Source organism: Thermococcus gorgonarius, from assembly GCF_002214385.1.
Classification (GTDB): domain Archaea; phylum Methanobacteriota_B; class Thermococci; order Thermococcales; family Thermococcaceae; genus Thermococcus; species Thermococcus gorgonarius.
Genome location: NZ_CP014855.1, coordinates 121,892 through 138,695, shown reverse-complemented (window position 1 = coordinate 138,695; position 16,804 = coordinate 121,892). Strand labels below are relative to the sequence as shown.

Genomic DNA, 16,804 nt, shown 5'->3' with positions numbered 1-16,804 from the left:
TTCACCAATCCGGTAAAAATAGCCGCACAGGTTTAAAAGATTTAGCTGAAAAAAGGAAAAGTTCACTTGGAAAAGAACTTTCTCAGGGCCGGGAACATTTCTGTGGCCTGTTCTCTGGCTATCTCCTCATAAAACCTGTAGAGTATACCAACGGTAAGGAGTATTCCCGTTCCGGTACCAAGTGCACCGAGGAAACTTGCCAGCACTGCAACGAGAGCCAGGGTGAATGAACCCCAGAACGTGACGTAGGGGATGTACCTGTTGAGAACTCTCTCCAGTATCCTCGGATCCCTTCTGAAGCCAGGTATCTGCAGTCCAGCGTTCTGAAGCTGTTTGGCTATGCTCTTGGCGTCCAGACCCGTAAGCTCAACCCAGAGGAAACCAAAAATCACCGACCAGAATATCGTCTGAAGTCCATAGATCAGTGCCTGACCAGGCTGGTGAATCACTTGGTAGATGTCGTAGGGGGGCACCGTATACTTGGCAAGTCCGGAAACAGGAACTGTACCCTCAAAAGTTCCCAGCCATGTTATCCCCCTGGAAGAGAGAAGCCTGGCCCAGAGCTGTATGTTTGAGTAGAGCGCCATGGTAAGGATTATCGGAATGTTGCTGACGTACATGAACCTTATCGGATACCTTCCGCGGACGGTTACCCTTCCATAACTGAGCGGTATCTCAACGCGCATACTCTCGAGGTAAACGACTATCAGGAACACGACGATAGTTGCCAGCAGGTTGGTCATGTCCGGAAGGTTTGGCCTGTAGATTGCACCGCTGAGATCTCCCCTGGCCAAATGCTGTATGAACGCCGGAATAGCACCGCTGAGTTCATCCGGGTTCCCGGGTATGGGCAATGGGTTGAGAGACTTGACCATGACTGTCTGAGAGACTCCTGCGGCAATGAAGAGGCTGATACCGCTCCCTATGCCCCACTTGCTGACGAGCTCGTCGAGCAGTATCAGTATCGTCGAGCCGAACCCGAGCTGGATGATGACCAATATAGCCACCGCGAGAGTCATGTCTACCCCGATCTTGCCGAAAGCACCCGCGAGGACGTATATAGAGGCCTCGAAGAAGGCCATGAATACCGAGAACAACCTCTGAAGGGCCTGATAAAATCTCCTATCCTCAGGATTTGAGAGATCAAGCTTGAGGATCTCTGAACCAACGAGAAGCTGGAGTATGATTCCAGCGGTAACGATTGGACCTATACCAAGGGTCAAAAGCGATCCGTTCCTACCGGCTAACACGAATCTGAGGGAAGCAAAGTAATCCTGATAATTCGAAGGTATGCCATAAAGCGGTATCTCCGCCAGGATGTAGTACAGCAGAAGGGCAACCCCAGTCCACAGGAACTTCTCCCTGAGAGGAACCCTCCTTTTGGGTCTCTCAACCTCTGGAAACCAGCGTTCGATGGCGTAAATAACCTCCCGGACTCCCATTTTCAACACCTGTATAACTGTGATGAAAGTTAAAGAAGGTAGGATCAGGCGAGGATAACCTCGCCACCGGCTGCTTTAATCTTCTCCTCCGCCTTTGGAGTAACGTAGTAGGCTTTGACGACCAGTGCTCTGGTTAGCTTCCCTGTACCGAGAACCTTGTCAACGCCGAGAGCAGTTGCATCAAAGACGAGCTTTCCGTCCTCCTCGTAGATGACGCCCATGTCCCTGAAGAGTTCAAAGTTCTCGTCGATGTCGCTGAGGTTTATGGTCTGCGGAGTGTACTGAACCGCCTTTGGCCTGTGGAAGCCGCGCTTGCCGAGGTGGTCGGGAGCGTACTTGATGGTCCAGGTGAACTTCTGATCCTTCCTCTTACCGGTACCGGCCATACCGCGGCCGCCCTTGCTTCCTCCACCGCGGTGCTTCTTCTTGCATCCCCAACCGTGAGTGTGACTTCCACGGAGCTTCCTAACCTTCTTCCTTCTCCTTATCATCTCTCGCCACCTCAGAGCATTCTCTCAATGAGCTCGTTAATCTTCTCGCCACGATAACCTAGGACGCCACCTTCCTTAAAGCTGCGCTTCTTGCTTCCCTTAAGTCCTCCCCTCGGCGGGTGGAGCCTGAAGACGGGCTTTATGTTTGGCAGATCCCTGAGCTTCATCTCACCATTGATGACTTTCTCAGCGAACTCCTCAAGGGTCATGCCGAGCTTCTCTTGGACGTACTCATCGGTTATCGGCTTGTTCCCGACGAGCCTTCCGCGCTTCCTGAGGAGCTTGACGAGGGTCTCCTTGTCAATCTCACCCCAGGTTATGTAGTCCTTGACCTTCTGTATCATTCCACGGTAGCTTGGCGTGTCATCAACTATGACAAGGTGGTTAATCCTGTGAAGGCGGAGCATGGCCAGGGTGTCTCTCACTTCACCCCTAGCCCTAATCCCGCTCCTAAGCCTGATAAGTGCGAGCTTTGTCATGTTATCTCACCTCACTCAACCTGGAAGCTTGTGGGCATCTCTCTACCAACAATTATGCCGTAGCGCTCGATGTCCTCTGGTTTAACGGCAACGCGGTTGGTGTTGTAGAGTGCGTTGAAGACGGCTTTGGCGAAGTTAACTGTAGTCCTGGTCTCACCCAGTGTCTGGGACCACACGTCCTTAACGCCGGCCAGTGTGAGTATCTTCTTGCCGACGTCACCGATGACGAGGCCGAGACCACGTGGACCGGGCATGAGCTTAACGCGAACGCTACCCTCTTTGCCCTCAACGGCGAACGGTATTGAGTGCGGCCTCCTGCACCTGCACTCCCAGCTTCCACAGCCGCGCTTGATCTCGATGATGTTCATCTTTGCATAGTCTATTGCCTTCCTGATGGCTATTCCAACTTCCCTTCCGTGGCCGATTCCAAGACCGACGTAGCCGTCCCTGTTGCCAACGGCAGCGAGAACACGGAAGCGGATCCTCCTTCCGCTGTCGGTCATTCTAACGGTAAGGGCGATGTCAAGGATCTCCTGGTTCTCCCTGAGGTTGACCTCGGGAAGGAGAACGTCAACTATCTGCGGTTCCTTTATCTGATAACCCTTCCTGAATATCTCGTGAATGTCAGTTATCTGCCCCTCTTTGACGAGCCTACCCAGCTTTGTCCTCGGCTCCCACTCCTCAAGAACCCTCTGGGCGATCTCTCTCGGGTCGCTCATTCTCTCGCCCCCTCAAACTTCTCGATTATCTTGGCCTTGACCTCATCAAAGTGCTCCGGAAGCTTCTCGGGCTCGAGGCCCTTAATGAGATAACCACCGAACTGCTTTCTGTAGAGGGCCTCGTCTTCCTCCTTGAGGGCCTTAGCGTAGTTAGCTACGTGCTCACCCCTTATCCTGTAGTCCTCAGGGTAAATCTCCTCGCTGTGTGGGACATTAAGTCCAGCATCAACGGCGCCCTTGAGGACTGCAAAGACACTGGATCCCTTGGTCGGCGGGTGAAGGCCTATGTCGAGGATGGCCTCCTCAATGCCTGCCTGCTTCGCCTTGTAACCTATCAGAAGACCGAGCAGGTAAGCGCTCGGCGTGTTTCCACCGTGGCCCTTCCAGCCGAAGTCCCTCATGAGCTCCCTGGTGTGAGCGGAAACGAGTGTCCTGTCACCCTTGGGGTCGTAGACAACTATCTGGGCTATGTGGTGGTTGAGGCTCTTCCTAACAACGAGCCTCGGCTTCTTGCTCTTAAGGAGCTTGAGCCTCTTGTGATAGTTGGTCTTACCCTCTCTCCTCCTCCTGAACGGAACCCTATATCTAGGTCCTCTCGCCATTTATCTCACCTCACTCATTCAAGATACCGTGCTCCCTCATGAACATGTAGAGCTGCCTCTTGTTCTTGAACTGGCCACCTTTGGCACGGATGTAAAGCCTTCTGTAGGTGTGGGCATCTAGTTTGCCTTCCGCCTTGAGCTTCCTGAGTTCCTTCCTCAAGGCCCTTATGGTCATCATCCAGCGCTCCTTCTTGCCCATTCTAGCCGTCTTCTTGCCCTTCTTGCTTCCAGGGCCGCGGTGCCTGCCCTTCTTCCTGGCCTCCTGATAGGCCCTCGCCCTGGCCCTGCTCTGGCCCTTGACGGGCTTCTTCTTTATGACACCGTCGTGGATCAGCCTCTTGATGTCCTCACGGGTTATGGCGGCAGCGACATCATCAATCCTCTCGGGGTCTATCCACACCCTGTTCTCTCCGCACTTCAACAGCTCGGCGGCAATCCTCCTCTGAGTCTTGAGCATGATTATCACCTCGCGTTGAGAACCTTAATACCGAGCTCCCTGGCCTTTGCAATGATTATCTCCCTCTTCCTAGCTCCAACGGTTCCCGCAATCCTAGCGGCTTGCCTGGTTGGGTCTATGGCTTCGAGCTCCTTCACGTTGTGAACGAGGACTTCCTCGTAACCGCTCGGGTGGAGACCGCGAACGGCTTTCGGTGAGCTCCAGCCTATGCTCGGTGACCTCGGCTTGCCCTTCTTCTTGAGCCTCATCTTGCTGTCGATTCCCTTGGGCCTCCTCCACTTGGGGTCGTTCTTGAACTTTGGATACCTCCACCACTCCTGGCGGAGGAACTTCGGTTTTTTCCTCTTGAGCTTGGCCCTTATCCTCAAGAGTCTCGCCTTCTCGTTCATCTCTCACACCTCACCAATCAGAACTTTATCGGCTTGCCAGCCTTCTCCACGATGTAGATACCGTCCTGGAACACTCTTCTATCCCACTTGGTTATCCTTGTGGCCTGCTCGATGTTGGCAGCGGTTTGACCAGTTGCTTCCTTGTCAATGCCCTCAACGATGACTTCCTGACCGCGAACCTTGACGGTAACACCCGGAAGTATCTTGGCCCTCCTCGGGTTCTTCTCACCGAGGAAGTTCTCTATGATGACCTCGTCACCCTGAACTTTGACCGTTATAGGGAAGTGGCTGTAAACTACCTTGAGCTTGTAGGTGAAGCCCTCGGTTACACCCTTAATCATGTTGGCTATGTGAGCCTTGAAGGTTCTCGCTATGGCCACGTCCTTCTTCCTCGGGAACTCCTTGTAAACTACAACCTTCCCGTCCTCGGTGAATATCTGAACGCCGGGGTACTTGAGCTCCCTCTCAAGCTCGCCCTTGGGCCCCTTGACCTTGACAGTGTTACCCTCAACGGTAACCTCGACGCCCTCTGGTATCTCAATTTCCTCACGAATCCAAGCGTCTACCGGCATTTTTCTCACCTCAGTAGACGTAGGCTATCAGCCTTCCGCCGATTCCCTTCTCGATAGCCTCCTTGTGTGTCATAACGCCCTGAGACGTCGAGACTATAAGGATACCGAACTCGAACGCCGGAAGGAACCTCTTCTCCCACTTCTCGTATTCCATGGCTTTAACCGGGAAGCGAGGCTTTATTGCTCCAGCTTTGTTAATCCTTCCAAGGAGCTGAACCCTGTAAATGCCTGCCCTTCCATCGTCTATGAACTCGAACTCCCCTATGTAGCCGTTCTCCTGCATAACCCTCAGCACTTCGCCAATGAGCTTTGAGGCAGGCTTTATGTAGACCTCCTTCTTTCCAACCCTCTCACTGTTGGTTATGTGGGAAAGAGCGTTCGCAAGCGGATCAAGCAGAGTCATCGCATCTCACCTCACTCATACTTCTTGAAGCCGAGCTTTGGAGCAACCTCGCGGAAGCAGTGCCTGCAGAGCATGAGGCCGTGAATCCTGATTATCGGACCGTACTGGCCGCAGCGCATGCATCTTCTCGCTCCCTTACCAAACTTCCTCGGCTTCCTCCTGTTGTAGTCGGCCTTCGCCATCTCACAATCCCTCCACCTTGGCCTTCAACTCCTCCATAGCGAAGACAATACCCTCTTCTTTCGTCAGCTTGTGCCTGGTCGGTATCTTCCTCCTCTGCCTCTTCCTCTTCGCTACCCTAAAGCCTGGCCTCTCGAGGGTGACGCAGACGTCCATACCGAAGATACCTATCTCCGGATCGTACTCAACTCCGGGTATGTTGATGTGCTCCTGAATCCCAAAGCAGAAGTTGCCGTGCTCATCGAAGTTGCTGACGCTAAGTTTCCTGTCGACAGCCTCAAGAAGCCTGTCGAGCATCTGCCTGGCCTTTTCACCGCGGAGGGTGACTTTCACAGCTATTGGCTCTCCCCTCCTGATTCCGAAGTCCCTGTTGGTCTGCTTGGCCCTTCTCCTTATCGGCTTCTGGCCAACCAGCTGCTCAAGCATTGTCTCAGCCTTGGTAAGTCTCTCACCACTCTCGCCAACACCGATGTTTATAGTGACCTTAGCTATCCTGGGCTTCCTCATGGGGTGAGCTTCCCAGTCAGCAAGTATGGCCTCTCTGTTTATCTCCATCTCTTCTCACCTCACGGAAGGGAAATGACGGGCTTGTCCTTACCAAGGACAAAGGCGTATTCCTTCAGGGTGTCAAACTTCTCCCCACTCTCGTCTTCGATTGTAACCACATCAGGCCAGCCCATCGGGAACTGCCTGACTTCGACTATTCTGCCTCTCCTTGCCACGTTCTTACCCTGAGTAACGAAGACGTAGGCACCGACCTCGAAGGGTATAACTTCGACGATCTCCCTCTCCGGAACCTTCATGACGACGGTGTAAGATGTCCTGAAGGAGTCCTTCTCAGCAAAACCAACGAGGTGGTTGCTTCCGTCGTGGAGGTTGAGCTGAACCTTAGCGCCTTTGACCATGCGCTTGTTGTTTATCCTGAAGGGCTTGAGCTTTGCCTCCTCCTCGCTTATCGGGTGGAGTATGAGCTTTCCAATCCTGTTTGGAAGAACCCTGTAGTGTTCACCGGTTTCGAGGATGGAAACTACGTCCATTATCCCAACAGGGAACTTGTAGTCCTTCCTAACGCGTCCATCGACGAGGATCTTGCCCTCGTTGAGTATCTTCCTGGCCTCACGTGCGGTCTTGGCGTAGCCGAGGTAGTCCCTGACGATGTAGAGCAGCGGTATTGACGTCTGCATGCTGTGAGGACCCGGCCTCGGTCTAACGGCCCATTTGTACTCCTTCCTGTGGAGATACCATGAGGTTGGAGCGGCAAGCCTCTTAAGATGCCTCTTCGGACCCTTTCTCGCCATCAGGCAGCCCTCCTCTCAATTATCTTCTTCCTCTCCTCGTCCTCGAGGTTGAGTTCGATTATCATCACATTGGATGGGTGAAGCGGATAGAAGACCTCGGTACCGTCGACCTTGGTCTGAGTAACGCCCTCAACGTGGATTCTGTACCTCTTGAGGTCAACCTCGAGAACTTTGCCTTCCTTCCCCTTGAAGTCACCGCGCATTACCCTAACCTTGTCCCCCTCCCTGATTGGAAGATTTCTCACACCGTACTTCTCCCTGAGTTCCTTGCTAAGGGGAGCGCTCATTATCTTCTGCCTAAGGTGAAGGGGAGCGTTGTAAAGGAACTTCCTCTGCTTTCTCGGCTGCTTTACATCAAGCTTCATAATTCTCACCTCACAGCACTATGCTCGCTATACTACCGAGCCTAACCCACCTCTCGGCGGCTTCTCTAGCGATGGCACCCCTGATCTCGGTTCCCCTCGGAACGCCCTCAGGCGTGACTATAGCTGCCGCGTTGTCCTCAAACTTGACGCGCATGCCGTCAAGCCTTCTGTATTCCTTCCTCTGCCTCACGATGACAGCCCTAACCACCTGGTGCCTCATGTCAGGCCTTCCCTTCTTGACGGTAGCGACGACCATGTCACCAACGCCAGCTGAGGCGAGCCTTCTCCTGGTACCCTTGTAGCCGACGACACCGATGATCTGGATAACCTTGGCACCGCTGTTGTCGGCGACCTTGAGGTAGGCACCAATCGGAAGGGCCCTAGTGGGCCTGACGGGACTTATACCCCTCGTTGCACCGGCACCCTTCTTGGCCATCCGTCACACCTCCTCAGACCTTTCAGCCCTCTGAACGACTGCAACGACTACAAAGCTCTTGGTCTTGCTTATCGGCCTGGTCTCAGCGATGAGGACGCGGTCACCCACTTTAGCGTTTATGCACTCCGGGTTGTGGGCGTGAACCTTGCTCCTCCTGAGCTCGTATCTCTCGTACTTCTTGAGGTACCTGTAGTGCTGTCTCTCAACCACTACCGTCTTCTTACCCTTGTCGCTGACCACTATTCCTTCGAAGTATCTACCGTGTATTTTGAGGTGCCCGTGCCACGGGCAGTTTGGATCGTTACACTTTTCAGCGGGAGGCTGAACGTTCAATCCTATCTCTCTCATTTCCGCCACCTCTTCTTCAACCTCATCTCAGGTCTCCCAACCAGCTTACTCCCATTCACTCTAATCCTCTTGCCGGCGGCCGTTTCAAACTCGAACTCGGCAACGTCCTTCGGAACGGTCCAGACCCTATCACCAACTATGGTGAGAGTATTACGAGTCTCATCAAGGACGTAGCCCTCGATGCCAACCAGCTCTGGATGAGATGCCCTTATAACCTTTGCTTTCAGCCCTATGAGTTCGTGCCAGATTATGTTTTTTGCCGTCACTCGACCTCTATGAGCTCCTCTGAAAATCCAAGTTCTGCCAGCAATTTCTTGACCCTGTCTCTGTGGTCGCCCTGGAGTTCTATCCTTCCCTTCTTTACGGTTCCGCCGCATGCCAGCTTCGCCTTCAGCTTTTTTGCTATCTCCTCGAGGTCGAACTCCTTCTCGTCTATGCCCTCAATTATTGTCTTGAGTTTTCCGTAGCGGGCCCTTTCTATGTAAACCCTAATTCTCTGCTGCTCCTTCAGCACCTCTTTAAAGAGCATCTCATCCAGAGGGTTAACAATCCTTGGCACCGAACCTCACCTTTTCTCCCTAAGCTTCTCCTTTTTTATGGTAAGCAGGCGCGCTATATCGCGCCTGAGGTTGCGGATGACCATGGGGTTCTCGGTAGAGGTCCCCATGGTAAGCATACCCTTCTCCTTGGCGAGCTCGAGGCGGAGCTGTCTGATCTTCTCATCGATTTCCTCAATGCTCATCTCCCTAATCTCACTGGGCTTCATTGGTGCTCACCTCTTCCTCCACTATCTCCTTGATCTCGATCTCGTCCGGAAGCTTTGCATCGGGCGGCATGATAGAGACCTTGACTCCTATAACACCGAGCTTGAGCAGAGCCTGAGCGTAACCCTTGCTGACGAGTGTTTCAGCGGGGTTTCCAACCTTGGCAAGGTAGCCCTGGTAAAACCTAACGCTCTTAGCTCTTTCGCCGGTGAGCTTTCCACTTAAGCGAATCTCGACGCCCCTAGCTCCGTTCCTCATAATAGCCCTTATGGCTGAGTAAGCGGCCCTCCTGAAGTGTACTCCCCTCTCAAGGGCCTGCGCCAGGCGAACGGCCTGAACCTTGGCGTTGAGGTATGGGTTCTTTATCTCCTCGACCTCGATCTGAGGGTTCTCAAGGCCAAACTGCCTCTCAAGTATCCTGGTCAGATCCCTTATCCTCTTTCCACCCCTGCCGATAACGTAACCGGGGTTGGCGGCGAAGATTATGACCTTGGTTCCGAGGGGGGTCTTCTTTATATCCAGACCACCATAGCCGCCACGCCTGAGCTCTTTCTCAAGGTACTCGTCGATGAGCATTTCCTTAACTCCTTCCCTAATGAAGTACCTCTCGATTGCCAAAGGTCTCACCTCCTAATCTCCTCGACGACTATCTCTATGTGAGTGGTCTGCTCGTTAAATGGGGTGGCCCTTCCGAAGGCTCTCGGGATGTACCCGCGAAGCACTGGACCGCGGTGCGCTGCAGCATGAATTATCTTAAGCCTGTCGACATCGAGGCCCTTCTGCTCGGCGTTGTTCTTGGCGTTAAGGAGTATCTTCTTGACGGCCTTGGCGACCTTGACCGGGTACCTACCCGGACCGAAGCCCTTACCCGGCTTGTGTCCCTGGCTGTCGTTGTGGCGCTTCATCGGAACGGGTCTCTTCTTCGCTATGACATCGTCGAGGTAGCGGAGAGCGTCGTTCAGCATCATGCCCCTTATCTCTCTGAGGAGCTCAACGCTGTGCTTGGGTGAAATTCTAAGATCCCTTCCGCTGGCGCGAGCCATCCTCTCAGGGTCAAAATTTTGGAATGAGTAGGAAAACCTGCCCCTGCTCATCTAAACCACCTCACTTAACTGCCACGAACATCGATGACCTCGTTGCACCGACACCAGGTGAGCCGTGCTGGACGACCTTTCTCGTCATGGCGAACTCTCCGAGGTAGTGGCCTATCATCTCCTCCTTGATCTCGACGGGAACGAACTCCTTGCCGTTGTGGACGTGAATGGTCATGCCGACCATCTCGGGAAGTATAATCATGTCCCTGCTGTGGGTCCTTATCGGCTTCTTGTACTTGCCCTTCTTGGCAAGCCTTATTTTCCTGAGGAGCTTCTTCTGCTCAGGGCTAAGGCCCCTCTTGAGGCTCCTCCTCTGCCTGGCCGGGAGGAGCTTTGCAAACTCCTCAAGGGACATGTTGAGTAATTCATCGAGCGTGTAACCCCTATACCTAAACTCCTTCCTTCTCGCCATCTTCACTTCCTCCTACCAGTTCTTCTCGCGGCTATGTGGCCAACCTTCCTTCCGGGCGGAGCCCTACGGGAAACGGTGCTCGGCCTTCCGATGTGGTGCTCCTTACCACCGTGCGGGTGGTTGACGGCGTTCATCTTGACACCTCTCGGCTTCGGCCAGAACCTGTTCCTGGCCTTGGCGATGTAGTAGGCCTTACCAGCCTTGACGATGGGCTTCTCGAGCCTACCGCCGCCGGCGACAACACCTATCGTTGCCCTGCACTCGGGCTTGAACTGCTTGAGCTCACCGCTCGGAAGCTGGACTATGACTTTGTCCTTCTCCCTGCTCACGACGAGGGCGTAAGTTCCCCCGGCGCGGACGTACTTTCCACCATCACCCGGTATGCCCTCGATGTTGTATACGTAGGTTCCCTCCGGTATCTTTGCGAGCGGAAGGGTGTTGCCTATCGCTATCGGGGCCTCAGGTCCAATGTAAATCTCCTGACCAACGAGAACTCCCTCTGGAGCAAGGATAAGCTTTTTAGTCCCGTCCTCGAACCTAACGCGGGCAACTGGAGCCGTTCTTCCAGGGTCGTGGAGGATTTCCTCAACGACTCCCCTGATGGTCCTCTCCTTCGTGATGTTGAGCGGAACGTACTTAACAGCGCCCCTGTACCTGTGCGAAGGGGCCCTAAAGGTCGTGGTTCCCTTACCTCTCCTCTGCTGGATCAAACTCTTTCCCATCTCACTCACCCCGTCAGAACAATCCCATTCTTGCAGCAACCTCACTTGCGTTGTACTCGGGCTTGAGCTTCACGTAGGCCTTCTTCTCGCCTTTCATTGTTATGAGGGTGTTGACCTTCTCGACTTTCACATCGAACATCTCTTCCACGGCCCTCTTGATGTCCTGCTTGGTGGCCCTTCTATCGACTATGAAGGTGAGCTTGTTCTCCCTTTCGATGAGCGAAACGGCTTTTTCGGTAACGACGGGCCTTACGATAACCTTGTACGGATCCATCTCCCATCACCCATAAATCTCCCTAAGCTTCTCTATTGCTCCCTTCGTCCAGATTGTGAGCCTTCCCGGGTGGGTTCCGGGAGCGAGCAGCTCGACACCGAGGTTCTCGACTGTAACTACATCAACTCCGGGGTGGTTCCTCGCTCCCTGGACGATGCCCTCGTTCTTGGCAACGACGATAAGTGGTCCCTTGGCCTTCTTGTATCTCCTGCCGCGCATCTTGCCCTTTCCGGCCCTTATCTTGGTGTTCTTCTTTGCCCTCTCGATGTCGTCCCAAACGCCGAGCTTCTTGAATATCTCCCTGGTCTGTGCCGTTTTGAAGACCTTCTCGAGGTCGTCAACGACGACGAGCGGGAAGGCGGGAACGTTGTCTATGATGTGACCCCTAGCCTTGACGAGGTCAGGGTTTGCTGTTGCGGCGATAGCGCTCATTATAGCCAGCCTGCGCTCCTTCTTGTTGATGTCCTCCCAGATTATCTTCTCGACCTTCGGCGGGTGGGTTCTCCTTCCACCAACGGCGAACGGGACGAAGGCCGCGAACCTCGGCGGAGTCTTTATCCTCTCAACCCTCGCCATGCCGTGGCCCTTTCCAATGTTCTCGGTAACCCTTCTCTTACCCGCCTGCGGGTCCCTTCCCTGGGGCTGTATCCTGTGGGTCCATGAAGCGATGACTGCACGCCTTATGAGGTCGGGCCTGAAAGGCGTAGCAAAGACCTTTGGAAGCTCTATCTCCCCAACGGGCTCGCCTTCGAGGTTGAAAACCTTAACCTTCATCTATCTCACCTCACTGCTTGGACTCCCTACTGACGTAGGTTATCTGCGGCCTCTCAACGGGCGGCTTCTTCTTGGGCGGTCTTATGGCTGGCCTAACCCTTACTATCCTCTTGAAGGAACCCGGAATCGTGCCCTCTATCATGAGGAAGTCGCTCCTTATGATTCCGTAGTGGGGGAAGCCGCCCTTCGGGGTTATCTCGATCTCGTTACCGTCCAGATTGAGCTTTCCGTTCTCACCTATGGCGATGAGCCTCTTGTTGAGCTCGGTCCTGTGGTGGAAGCCCATCTGACCGGCCTGCGGGACAGTCCACATGACGCGGGCCGGGTGCCACGGACCGAGGTTACCGATGTGTCTGCCCTTTCCGGCCCTCTGGGCCTTGTGGAACTGAACCTTGACGCCCCAGCGCTTGACCGGGCCCTGGGTTCCCTTGCCCTTGGTTACGGCTATAACGTCGAGGAGCTCTCCCTCGTGGAGAACTTCGCTCGCCCTTATCTCCTTGCCGATCTTCTCCTTGGCGTAGGCGAACTTGGCCTTGACGTCGTCGCCGCCTATGGCGTACTCCATGACTTCCGGCTTCTTCTTGAGCTTGATGAGCCACGGCTGGGTGTGGACGAGAAGGCGAACGTCAACTATCTCGCCGTCGTTGACGAGGTCTTCAAGCTGGCCGAGCTTGGCCTGGAATGCGTCTTCGCCGTAGTCCTTGGGCAGGGTCTTTATCCTTCTCTTGACGTAGTCGTTCAGCTCATGGAACCAGACCTCTGTCGCTGTTTCAAGGCCGAGGTAGCCCTGCCTGTAGGCCCTTATCCCGTAGACGAAGAGCGGCGGAACCTCGACTATTGTGACCGGCGCGAATATCTCCTTTCCCTTGGTGAGTCCAGGGTTGTCATCTATCATGAGGATGTGGGTCATTCCGGCTTTATAGCCTGCAAAGCCCAGCATCCTGACCTCACTGTCCTTTGGCCAGCTTCTAATCCTGGGCACTATGCTCTTGGCCCTCTTTCTCGGGGAATATGCCAGTGAACCTCTCCTAGGCCTGTGTACTTTTCCCATCTCAATCCCTCCTTATGAGATTAAATATTGCGAGAGTCGCGAGGAGCGCCTCCTCGGTGCGGACGGTTTCAGTCCGCTGATTAGGGATCGTGTTAAGGATTAGATCGAAGTTGAACTTCTCCCCGCCGAGGAGCTCCATCACGCCCTTCCTCGGTGAGCCGAACACGAAACCGATCTCCCCCTCCAGCGGGGGAAGCTCCACCTCTCTAATATCGCGACCCTTCCTAGAGGTCGCGATGACCAGATCCAGCCCGGCCTTTTTAAGTGTTTTCGCCAGGGACTTATGAGTCAGGTGCACCCTGTACCCCCAGTATTCAGCTGGCTTCGCTGGCACCACTCTGAGCGGTCTTATCGATACGATCCTGAACGTTGCGCGCCCTTCAACATCCCCTTCAACCATCGCGAGTTCTTCAAGCCCGATGTCCGCGTAAACCCTTTTGCCCTTCCTGAAGGCAAAGCCCTCACGGATTTCGCCCACCTTGGGTTTTCCCTTGAGCTTGTGGTGCGGTGTCCTGAGCGGCGGTATAACGCCGGCGTACTTGAGTTCTGGCATCAGGGGGAACAGCCTTTTGCGGAGGTACTGCGGCGTTTCTGCGTATTCGAGGATCGTTTTGATGAACTTCCCGTCCCTTCCGCCGGCCCTGTAAATCCAGATGTGCTCGACGCCAAATATCGAGCAGGCTCTAGCAATTTGCCCAACTTTGTAGGTTCTGATCTTCGGGTCGTTGCTCTCTTCGAGGAGTGAATCTGGAATGAAGACGTGCCAGGCCATTTTCCGTCATCCTTAGCTCTGCTAACTTCAACGCTGAAGTGGGGTCTATGGAGACTATTTAAAAGGCTTTCGAACCTTTCCACCCTTTTTTGGTTTGGGAAGTGTGAAATTTTTTTGCAAAGCAAACTTCACCTCCGTGAAGTTTGATCAAGGTTGGTAGCTCATCGCTGAACTTCCGGAGCTAAGAGTGTGATCCCTCCCCAAACGCCCATTCCAAAAACGGAATTCAACTCAACGGGCAAGTGCTATTAGGAGTTCCTGCCCACTGACGCCCTTCGGGCGTCGATTTAAAGTGAACTCACTCTTAGCGACTTGCCTTTGTGAATTCCACAGAATTAAAGCGACCAGTAGAGGGGATCACCCGCCCAGATTAACTTTCAGAACGAGAGCTACGAACTTTGGTCAAGCTTTCCTAAAGCTTGCTCTGTACTCTCAAACCCCCGAAGTGGGGCTTCGCCCCACGGAGGGAAACTTTGCCTTCGCAAAGTTTCATCAAAGTTTGTACGTGCTTTTCGAGTGCTCTTGCTTTCAGTGGCTTTCAAACTTAAACTGGCTTTTTAGAGATAAGGGTTTACTTCTAACAGCGCCCGAAGGGCGCGAAGGAGATAACCCCAACAGGCATCAACTACCTGCCCAAGAAAGCCACTAAAAGTCCCTTACATAACGAAACACGTACGAACTACTCCAAGGCGATTAAATAGAGTCAGAGCCATTTGGTCAACCTTTGCGCGAGCAAAGGTTGTGGGGAAAGGCTTTTAACTTGTGGGGGTGCAAGTAACTTGTGGGGGTGCAAGTTAATGCTGTTCTCCCCCTATCCAAAGACGAAGAAGGAAGAGCTGTTCGACAGGGAGCGGGAGCTTAGAGAGTTTGAGGAGGCAATAGGTCGCGGGGAGAGGTTAATCCTTCTTCTCGGGCTCAGGAGGCTTGGAAAAAGCTCCCTCCTGAACGTCGCCCTCAACGAGCTTCCCAACCCGTCAATCAAGATAGACGTGCGGAAAACCTACTCCGAGTTCTCCTCCGTAAACAGGTACGTCATCGGAAAGATGTTGCTCTCTGCAATGAGCGGAAAGCGGAGGATCATCGAGGAGGCGAGAGTCTTCCTCGAAAGGGTTAGAGGAGTTAGCATCTCAGGGGTTGGGGTTGAGGTAACCTCAAAGGAGTTCTCGATAACTGAACTGCTTGAGGCCCTCAACGAGTACGGAGAAAAGGCAGGAAGAATCATCATAGCGTTCGACGAGGCCCAGTACCTCCGCTTTGGCGGGGCGACAAAGTACGATGGGGTTTTGGCTTACGCAATCGACAACCTTGAGAACCTGAGCTTTGTCCTGACTGGTTCCGAAGTGGGCCTGCTCTTCGACTTCCTCAAGTTCAACGACCCAGAGGCTCCGCTCTTCGGCAGGTACCACCACGACATAACCCTCAACAGGTTCAGTCCGGAGCTGAGCGCCGAATTCCTGCGGAAGGGCTTCGAGGAGGAGAAAGTTGGGGTAAGCGAGCGTGAGATTGAAAAAGCCGTTGAGGAGCTCGACGGAATAGTAGGCTGGCTGGCCCTCTATGGCTACGTCAGGGTTACGAGAGGGGTAGGCCACGAAGACGCCATCGAGGAAGTTCTTAGGGAGGCGAAATCAGTTGTGAACAGCGAGCTGTCAAAGCTCTTCGCCTACAGTCCGAGGTACAGGGTGATACTGAAGGCCATAAGCCTCGGCTATTCCCGCTGGAAGGACATCAAGGATTACCTGACGCTAAAGCTCGGCTACGTCAACGACTCCAACTTCTCAGCCCTGCTTGAGAACCTCGTTAAGTCGGGCTACGTCGAGAAGAAAAACGGGAGGTACAGGATTTCGGATCCGGTCCTTGAGAGAGTTTTTAGGGAGCTTTAAAGCCCTCAGAGCCTCTTTATCTCCTCCGCCCTTTCAAACTCGCCCCGCTTTATTATTTCGAGCGCGAAGGCCACGAGGCCGATTCTCTGAAGGTTTTCTGCCGTGAGCTTTTCCTTCGAGAGCTCTTCGAGCATCGAGGCCAGCTTTTGAAGGGCTTTTTCCTTGGCGCTTTCGGAGTAGTCGGCGAACTCCAAGGCCTGAAGGATGGAGAGGACTTCGAGCTTGGCATCTTCGGGTAAGCTCTTGGGCTCTTCCTTAACCTGCTTCTGAGCTTGCTTGAGCTTTGGCTTTTCCTCTATCTTCTTACTGCTGATCTCGGCGAAAACTTGTTTGATCATAGCTACATCTTTCTCGTCGAGTATGCCCTCTTCGACCAGAGCCCTATCAAAATCATTTCTCTCTGCTGCCCGGTACAGCGCTTCGGGCGCTTGGAGCCCGTTGGAATACACCTTTGCAGATATCTTCTTTATTGCACTTATTGCTTTCTCCAGTTGCTCCCATTCTTCGTTCGATAGTGGCCTATCTCTGACATCCTCTATGTGCTTACCAATAACTTTAGCTATTTTGTGGTCCTCCATGTTTAGTATTTTATCGAAGGTTGCGTTGGGATCACTCCCTACAAGCGACTCCACAGCTTTTACAACCTTCTTTCCTACGATCGGGTGTTGTTTTCCTGATAGTTCCGCTGCTAGTGGCATCAGCATTTCTGTGAAGAATATGAAGAACGTGTTGTGCGGATTATCTATATCATCGGAGAACGTGCTGCTAAGTGTGTGTGTGACCGGACCATCTCTTCGAACACGATCGATTTTTTCTGCATCTACTCCTGTGAGTCTAGAAATCTTCTTGTGCGTTTCATACCCTCTGAATTCAATCATCA

General features: G+C 53.5%; 28 protein-coding genes. 1 reads left to right on the top strand and 27 read right to left on the bottom strand.

Features of this window, described 5'->3' with window-relative positions; all coding sequences use genetic code 11:
* Window positions 1-62: 62 nt before the first annotated feature.
* From secY to A3K92_RS00640, 26 genes are read right to left on the bottom strand one after another with little or no spacing between them, the layout of a single operon-like run.
* Window positions 63-1,442, bottom strand: coding sequence for a preprotein translocase subunit SecY (gene secY, locus A3K92_RS00765; protein WP_088884466.1), 1,380 nt, complete (start codon window positions 1,440-1,442; stop codon window positions 63-65).
* A 44-nt stretch (window positions 1,443-1,486) separates the two neighbouring features.
* Window positions 1,487-1,933, bottom strand: coding sequence for an uL15m family ribosomal protein (locus A3K92_RS00760; RefSeq protein ID WP_088884465.1), 447 nt, complete (start codon window positions 1,931-1,933; stop codon window positions 1,487-1,489).
* Window positions 1,934-1,944: 11 nt separating this feature from the next.
* On the bottom strand, window positions 1,945-2,412 hold the full coding sequence (locus A3K92_RS00755) for a 50S ribosomal protein L30 (RefSeq protein ID WP_088884464.1): 468 nt from the start codon (window positions 2,410-2,412) through the stop codon (window positions 1,945-1,947).
* 11 nt (window positions 2,413-2,423) lie between these two features.
* Window positions 2,424-3,131, bottom strand: coding sequence for a 30S ribosomal protein S5 (rpsE, locus tag A3K92_RS00750; RefSeq protein ID WP_088884463.1), 708 nt, complete (start codon window positions 3,129-3,131; stop codon window positions 2,424-2,426).
* Entirely contained in the window at window positions 3,128-3,733 is a 606-nt protein-coding gene (locus A3K92_RS00745) for a 50S ribosomal protein L18 (RefSeq protein ID WP_088884462.1), read from the bottom strand. Before A3K92_RS00745 ends, rpsE begins: the two co-directional genes overlap by 4 nt.
* A 10-nt stretch (window positions 3,734-3,743) precedes the next feature.
* Window positions 3,744-4,190: a 50S ribosomal protein L19e gene (locus A3K92_RS00740; protein WP_088884461.1), complete on the bottom strand. Its 447-nt coding sequence runs from the start codon at window positions 4,188-4,190 to the stop codon at window positions 3,744-3,746.
* A gap of 5 nt (window positions 4,191-4,195) precedes the next feature.
* Entirely contained in the window at window positions 4,196-4,579 is a 384-nt protein-coding gene (locus tag A3K92_RS00735) for a 50S ribosomal protein L32e (protein WP_088884460.1), read from the bottom strand.
* 17 nt (window positions 4,580-4,596) lie between these two features.
* Entirely contained in the window at window positions 4,597-5,151 is a 555-nt protein-coding gene (locus A3K92_RS00730; protein ID WP_088884459.1) for a 50S ribosomal protein L6, read from the bottom strand.
* Window positions 5,152-5,161: 10 nt separating this feature from the next.
* Window positions 5,162-5,554, bottom strand: a complete 393-nt coding sequence (locus A3K92_RS00725; RefSeq protein WP_088884458.1) for a 30S ribosomal protein S8 — start codon at window positions 5,552-5,554, stop codon at window positions 5,162-5,164.
* 11 nt (window positions 5,555-5,565) lie between these two features.
* Complete coding sequence (locus tag A3K92_RS00720; RefSeq protein ID WP_088884457.1) at window positions 5,566-5,736, bottom strand: 30S ribosomal protein S14; 171 nt, start codon at window positions 5,734-5,736, stop codon at window positions 5,566-5,568.
* Window position 5,737: 1 nt separating this feature from the next.
* Window positions 5,738-6,289, bottom strand: coding sequence for a 50S ribosomal protein L5 (locus A3K92_RS00715; RefSeq protein ID WP_088884456.1), 552 nt, complete (start codon window positions 6,287-6,289; stop codon window positions 5,738-5,740).
* An 11-nt stretch (window positions 6,290-6,300) separates the two neighbouring features.
* A complete protein-coding gene (locus A3K92_RS00710; protein WP_088884455.1) occupies window positions 6,301-7,032 on the bottom strand; it encodes a 30S ribosomal protein S4e in 732 nt (243 codons plus the stop codon).
* Window positions 7,032-7,397: a 50S ribosomal protein L24 gene (rplX, locus tag A3K92_RS00705; RefSeq protein ID WP_088884454.1), complete on the bottom strand. Its 366-nt coding sequence runs from the start codon at window positions 7,395-7,397 to the stop codon at window positions 7,032-7,034. The genes A3K92_RS00710 and rplX overlap by 1 nt, the downstream gene beginning before the upstream one ends.
* 10 nt (window positions 7,398-7,407) lie before the next feature.
* Window positions 7,408-7,833: a 50S ribosomal protein L14 gene (locus A3K92_RS00700; RefSeq protein ID WP_088884453.1), complete on the bottom strand. Its 426-nt coding sequence runs from the start codon at window positions 7,831-7,833 to the stop codon at window positions 7,408-7,410.
* Window positions 7,834-7,836: 3 nt separating this feature from the next.
* On the bottom strand, window positions 7,837-8,181 hold the full coding sequence (locus A3K92_RS00695) for a 30S ribosomal protein S17 (protein WP_088884452.1): 345 nt from the start codon (window positions 8,179-8,181) through the stop codon (window positions 7,837-7,839).
* Window positions 8,178-8,558, bottom strand: a complete 381-nt coding sequence (locus A3K92_RS00690; RefSeq protein WP_198361944.1) for a ribonuclease P protein component 1 — start codon at window positions 8,556-8,558, stop codon at window positions 8,178-8,180. Before A3K92_RS00690 ends, A3K92_RS00695 begins: the two co-directional genes overlap by 4 nt.
* A complete protein-coding gene (yciH, locus tag A3K92_RS00685) occupies window positions 8,444-8,710 on the bottom strand; it encodes a stress response translation initiation inhibitor YciH (protein WP_232460924.1) in 267 nt (88 codons plus the stop codon). The genes A3K92_RS00690 and yciH overlap by 115 nt, the downstream gene beginning before the upstream one ends.
* Window positions 8,711-8,746: 36 nt before the next feature.
* The gene (gene rpmC, locus A3K92_RS00680) at window positions 8,747-8,947 is read right to left on the bottom strand and encodes a 50S ribosomal protein L29 (protein ID WP_088884449.1); all 201 of its coding nucleotides are present in this window, start codon (window positions 8,945-8,947) and stop codon (window positions 8,747-8,749) included.
* A complete protein-coding gene (locus A3K92_RS00675; RefSeq protein ID WP_088884448.1) occupies window positions 8,934-9,563 on the bottom strand; it encodes a 30S ribosomal protein S3 in 630 nt (209 codons plus the stop codon). Before A3K92_RS00675 ends, rpmC begins: the two co-directional genes overlap by 14 nt.
* Before the next feature lie 5 nt (window positions 9,564-9,568).
* Window positions 9,569-10,039: a 50S ribosomal protein L22 gene (rplV, locus tag A3K92_RS00670; protein WP_088884447.1), complete on the bottom strand. Its 471-nt coding sequence runs from the start codon at window positions 10,037-10,039 to the stop codon at window positions 9,569-9,571.
* Between the two features lie 10 nt (window positions 10,040-10,049).
* A complete protein-coding gene (locus tag A3K92_RS00665) occupies window positions 10,050-10,451 on the bottom strand; it encodes a 30S ribosomal protein S19 (protein ID WP_088884446.1) in 402 nt (133 codons plus the stop codon).
* Window positions 10,452-10,453: 2 nt separating this feature from the next.
* A complete protein-coding gene (locus A3K92_RS00660) occupies window positions 10,454-11,173 on the bottom strand; it encodes a 50S ribosomal protein L2 (RefSeq protein WP_088884445.1) in 720 nt (239 codons plus the stop codon).
* Window positions 11,174-11,186: 13 nt separating this feature from the next.
* A complete protein-coding gene (locus tag A3K92_RS00655) occupies window positions 11,187-11,447 on the bottom strand; it encodes a 50S ribosomal protein L23 (protein WP_088884444.1) in 261 nt (86 codons plus the stop codon).
* Window positions 11,448-11,453: 6 nt separating this feature from the next.
* On the bottom strand, window positions 11,454-12,221 hold the full coding sequence (gene rpl4p, locus A3K92_RS00650; RefSeq protein ID WP_088884443.1) for a 50S ribosomal protein L4: 768 nt from the start codon (window positions 12,219-12,221) through the stop codon (window positions 11,454-11,456).
* Between the two features lie 10 nt (window positions 12,222-12,231).
* Window positions 12,232-13,272, bottom strand: a complete 1,041-nt coding sequence (locus A3K92_RS00645; RefSeq protein ID WP_088884442.1) for a 50S ribosomal protein L3 — start codon at window positions 13,270-13,272, stop codon at window positions 12,232-12,234.
* Window position 13,273: 1 nt separating this feature from the next.
* The gene (locus tag A3K92_RS00640) at window positions 13,274-14,044 is read right to left on the bottom strand and encodes a putative RNA uridine N3 methyltransferase (RefSeq protein ID WP_088884441.1); all 771 of its coding nucleotides are present in this window, start codon (window positions 14,042-14,044) and stop codon (window positions 13,274-13,276) included.
* A 797-nt stretch (window positions 14,045-14,841) separates the two neighbouring features.
* Between A3K92_RS00640 and A3K92_RS00635 the strand changes: the two genes are divergently transcribed.
* Entirely contained in the window at window positions 14,842-15,924 is a 1,083-nt protein-coding gene (locus A3K92_RS00635) for an AAA family ATPase (RefSeq protein ID WP_088884440.1), read from the top strand.
* 5 nt (window positions 15,925-15,929) lie between these two features.
* On the opposite strand, the gene A3K92_RS00630 is transcribed toward A3K92_RS00635, so the two are convergent.
* Complete coding sequence (locus A3K92_RS00630) at window positions 15,930-16,802, bottom strand: hypothetical protein (RefSeq protein ID WP_157722393.1); 873 nt, start codon at window positions 16,800-16,802, stop codon at window positions 15,930-15,932.
* Window positions 16,803-16,804 lie beyond the last annotated feature (2 nt).

Bases quoted from the DNA above. Each gene is read 5' to 3' on its own strand.
- secY (WP_088884466.1), bottom strand. From the start codon at position 1,442: ATGGGAGTCCGGGAGGTTATTTACGCCATCGAACGCTGGTTTCCAGAG.
- A3K92_RS00760 (WP_088884465.1), bottom strand. From the start codon at position 1,933: ATGATAAGGAGAAGGAAGAAGGTTAGGAAGCTCCGTGGAAGTCACACT.
- A3K92_RS00755 (WP_088884464.1), bottom strand. From the start codon at position 2,412: ATGACAAAGCTCGCACTTATCAGGCTTAGGAGCGGGATTAGGGCTAGG.
- rpsE (WP_088884463.1), bottom strand. From the start codon at position 3,131: ATGAGCGACCCGAGAGAGATCGCCCAGAGGGTTCTTGAGGAGTGGGAG.
- A3K92_RS00745 (WP_088884462.1), bottom strand. From the start codon at position 3,733: ATGGCGAGAGGACCTAGATATAGGGTTCCGTTCAGGAGGAGGAGAGAG.
- A3K92_RS00740 (WP_088884461.1), bottom strand. From the start codon at position 4,190: ATGCTCAAGACTCAGAGGAGGATTGCCGCCGAGCTGTTGAAGTGCGGA.
- A3K92_RS00735 (WP_088884460.1), bottom strand. From the start codon at position 4,579: ATGAACGAGAAGGCGAGACTCTTGAGGATAAGGGCCAAGCTCAAGAGG.
- A3K92_RS00730 (WP_088884459.1), bottom strand. From the start codon at position 5,151: ATGCCGGTAGACGCTTGGATTCGTGAGGAAATTGAGATACCAGAGGGC.
- A3K92_RS00725 (WP_088884458.1), bottom strand. From the start codon at position 5,554: ATGACTCTGCTTGATCCGCTTGCGAACGCTCTTTCCCACATAACCAAC.
- A3K92_RS00720 (WP_088884457.1), bottom strand. From the start codon at position 5,736: ATGGCGAAGGCCGACTACAACAGGAGGAAGCCGAGGAAGTTTGGTAAG.
- A3K92_RS00715 (WP_088884456.1), bottom strand. From the start codon at position 6,289: ATGGAGATAAACAGAGAGGCCATACTTGCTGACTGGGAAGCTCACCCC.
- A3K92_RS00710 (WP_088884455.1), bottom strand. From the start codon at position 7,032: ATGGCGAGAAAGGGTCCGAAGAGGCATCTTAAGAGGCTTGCCGCTCCA.
- rplX (WP_088884454.1), bottom strand. From the start codon at position 7,397: ATGAAGCTTGATGTAAAGCAGCCGAGAAAGCAGAGGAAGTTCCTTTAC.
- A3K92_RS00700 (WP_088884453.1), bottom strand. From the start codon at position 7,833: ATGGCCAAGAAGGGTGCCGGTGCAACGAGGGGTATAAGTCCCGTCAGG.
- A3K92_RS00695 (WP_088884452.1), bottom strand. From the start codon at position 8,181: ATGAGAGAGATAGGATTGAACGTTCAGCCTCCCGCTGAAAAGTGTAAC.
- A3K92_RS00690 (WP_198361944.1), bottom strand. From the start codon at position 8,558: ATGCGGCGGAACCGTAAAGAAGGGAAGGATAGAACTCCAGGGCGACCA.
- yciH (WP_232460924.1), bottom strand. From the start codon at position 8,710: ATGCTCTTTAAAGAGGTGCTGAAGGAGCAGCAGAGAATTAGGGTTTAC.
- rpmC (WP_088884449.1), bottom strand. From the start codon at position 8,947: ATGAAGCCCAGTGAGATTAGGGAGATGAGCATTGAGGAAATCGATGAG.
- rplV (WP_088884447.1), bottom strand. From the start codon at position 10,039: ATGAGCAGGGGCAGGTTTTCCTACTCATTCCAAAATTTTGACCCTGAG.
- A3K92_RS00665 (WP_088884446.1), bottom strand. From the start codon at position 10,451: ATGGCGAGAAGGAAGGAGTTTAGGTATAGGGGTTACACGCTCGATGAA.
- A3K92_RS00660 (WP_088884445.1), bottom strand. From the start codon at position 11,173: ATGGGAAAGAGTTTGATCCAGCAGAGGAGAGGTAAGGGAACCACGACC.
- A3K92_RS00655 (WP_088884444.1), bottom strand. From the start codon at position 11,447: ATGGATCCGTACAAGGTTATCGTAAGGCCCGTCGTTACCGAAAAAGCC.
- rpl4p (WP_088884443.1), bottom strand. From the start codon at position 12,221: ATGAAGGTTAAGGTTTTCAACCTCGAAGGCGAGCCCGTTGGGGAGATA.
- A3K92_RS00645 (WP_088884442.1), bottom strand. From the start codon at position 13,272: ATGGGAAAAGTACACAGGCCTAGGAGAGGTTCACTGGCATATTCCCCG.
- A3K92_RS00640 (WP_088884441.1), bottom strand. From the start codon at position 14,044: ATGGCCTGGCACGTCTTCATTCCAGATTCACTCCTCGAAGAGAGCAAC.
- A3K92_RS00635 (WP_088884440.1), top strand. From the start codon at position 14,842: ATGCTGTTCTCCCCCTATCCAAAGACGAAGAAGGAAGAGCTGTTCGAC.
- A3K92_RS00630 (WP_157722393.1), bottom strand. From the start codon at position 16,802: ATGATTGAATTCAGAGGGTATGAAACGCACAAGAAGATTTCTAGACTC.